The following is a 2,600-nucleotide window of genomic DNA, read 5'->3' on the forward strand; positions in this document are numbered from 1 at the left end:
CTGCAGTTCCTGTTGGGCTTGCAGCCGCGATGACGCTCCCATGTCGCTCAGCCTCCTGCCATATGTTGAGACCGTGGCTTCATGCAATCGCCCTGTGTGATGGACGAGTTCGGCCGCCTCGCCGCGACCGAACTCGCGGCTCTGGATTTGGATGCGGCCTGGTGGGCGTTGGCCGGATTCCCGGCCGCTTCCAACGAAGACGTCGAGCCAGACGAGGGAAACGACAGCAGAGATACAACCGGGGACGGCAGAGTGGCATCGACTGCAGGCGTCGCGGCTTATCCGGTGCGACAGATGATGGAATTGATCGAAAACATCGCCGCCAAACAGACCACGATTGCAAACACAGATTGGCTCGCATGGTGCGCACGGCTGGAGCAGACCCTGTGCCTGATGGCCGAAAGCCCTGTGCTGACCTATTTCCAGGCACTGGGCCTCAATCCCCTGAGTCCGCTTCGTGTCGAGGCATTTCGGCCAAGCTTTGCCGAGACTCAGGAGCAGTCGGCCGAGGGGCAAATGTACGACTCCGTGCTGGATCGCATCGAAGACAAATGGCGTACGGGAAATCTGTCGGTAATTGGTGGAGGAAGACGATGAAGCAGAATTTCCAGGGCTGGGAGGCCGTGGGCCGAGCACTCGAAACCCTTGCCGACGCACAGGGAACGGAAAGTTGGCCACTCAACGCCGGGCAGTGCGCGAGCCTGAGAGGACTCAAAGCGCGCCTACCAGCCAACGGTGTGGTGATTGCCGACGAAGTGGGCATGGGCAAGACGCGCATCGCGGTGGCGCTGGCCCGCTGCGTCATCCAAGCCGGTGGACGGGTGGCGATCCTCGTGCCTCCGGGACTGGGATTTCAGTGGGGCGACGAACTCCGCGCCGGTGGGGTAGAGGCGCCGAAGCTGTTGCGCAGCTTGTGGCAATACTTGGAGGCATGGAATCCGGACAACACGTCAAGCACGCAGTGGTTTGAGCATCAAGTCGTGCTGCTGTCCCACGCCTTCACCAACTGGCGCCTGAGCGAAAGCAGCACTTCGTGGCGTTGGGCGGTATTGCCAACGCTCTACGCCAGCTGGCGGAAAGTCAGCAAAGGCCGTTTTCCTCGTGGCTTCGTCGACCATGAAAAGCTGAGCGACCCGTGGGTAGAGGCCATGGCCACAAGTGTCGCCGCCGCTGTCCACGGACTGCCCAGCACGAGCCCAGCGTCTCGCCTGATCCACGAACTAGTCGAAGAGACCCCGTGGCCGGCCGCGCTGGATGGTGCCGCATACAGCCGCAACAAAGACCTGCGGCCTTGGCTCGAACGGGCTGTTGGCTTAGGCCTTGGCGTGTTCGATCTGGTGATCATCGACGAGGCCCACAAAAGTCGTGGCGACGAAAGCGGCCTGTCGCGCATGCTCGATGACGTGGTGCTGGTGAGCGATTCAGCGCGCCGCTTGGCCATGACGGCAACACCGGTTGAGCTGGATGTGGGCCAGTGGCGTCAGACGCTGCAGCGCATTGACGTCGATGCGCTGAACCTATCCGGAGCTGAAGGCGACGATGTCCTCGAGCAATATGCCAAGGCCTGCACCAGAGTGCGTCAATGCCCTGGAAGTCCTGAGGCGCGAGATGCCTACCGATACGCTGCAGCACGATTCCAGACGACGTTGTCACCCTATCTGCTGCGCCGAGACAAGCGCGAAACGCCGTCGGTGGCGGCCTTTGCCGAGCACAGCGGCATGCCCATTCATACATATCGGCAGGAACGCGAGGTATCCGTCGATACGCTGAAGTTGAGTTCCGCCTGGAAGCAAGCCGTGTGTGCGGCCGAAGCCCTGTCTGTCGTCTCGCATCAGTCCGACGACCGCGTCTCCAAGCGTTTGCGACTAACCATGGGTAGCGGTCACGGTGTCGCTTCGCTGCTCGATCACGTCAGGCGGGATGCCGAGCAAGACCGCCAGCAACTGGCGCTGGACGGCGAGTTCGCCGGCGCATCAGACCAACCCATCAAAGACAAACGTGTGCAGCGTTCGGCGTGGTGGCAGCAGGTGATCTCCAGTGCCTTCTCCGGCGACGGAGATCCACTGCACGATCACCCAGCCCTGCTGGCGGCTGTCGATGCGATAGAAGCAGTGACCAGTGGCGGCGAAAAAGTGTTGGTTTTCGGCCGTTTCACGATAGCTTTGAAAGCTTTGACGCGCTTGCTGAACGCCAGAGAGATGTTGCGCACGTTGGATGTCGGGGGGGTTTGGCCACAATCTAAGGTGCACGAAGAGGAATGGTCGGCGCTGCAGGCCGCCCATCGACAATTGGGCCGGGCAGGTTCAATTGACAGGGCCAGTCTGGATTTGCGGTTAGACCGCCAATACGGTGACCTTGAAGCCCGTCGTCGGGAACGCCGCTCCGGGCTGCTGGGTTTACTGCATGCCAGCCTGCCCGACCAGGGCAATCTGAGGCAGATCTTCGAAGCTATCCGGCGTGCCAACGAGCAACATGCGGGCTCGGGCGAGAGCCCGCTGGTACTGGCAGGGCGATTGCATGAAGCCACGGTCTCAACATATGGCAGGAGGCTGAGCGACATGGGAGCGTCATCGCGGCTGCAAGCCCAACAGGAACTGCAG

2 protein-coding genes are annotated in these 2,600 nt (G+C 61.6%); both read left to right on the top strand.

Annotated features, from left to right (window positions below; translation table 11 throughout):
- Positions 1 to 99: 99 nt before the first annotated feature.
- The gene (locus tag C7444_RS20125; RefSeq protein ID WP_146219465.1) at positions 100 to 597 is read left to right on the top strand and encodes a hypothetical protein; all 498 of its coding nucleotides are present in this window, start codon (positions 100 to 102) and stop codon (positions 595 to 597) included.
- A partial coding sequence (locus C7444_RS19865; protein ID WP_211317613.1) for a DEAD/DEAH box helicase family protein occupies positions 594 to 2,600 on the top strand: 2,007 nt, incomplete at its 3' end. The genes C7444_RS20125 and C7444_RS19865, both read left to right, overlap by 4 nt.

Origin of the sequence: Sphaerotilus hippei, assembly GCF_003201595.1 — a bacterium.
In the GTDB taxonomy this organism is placed as follows: Bacteria; Pseudomonadota; Gammaproteobacteria; order Burkholderiales; family Burkholderiaceae_C; genus Sphaerotilus; species Sphaerotilus hippei.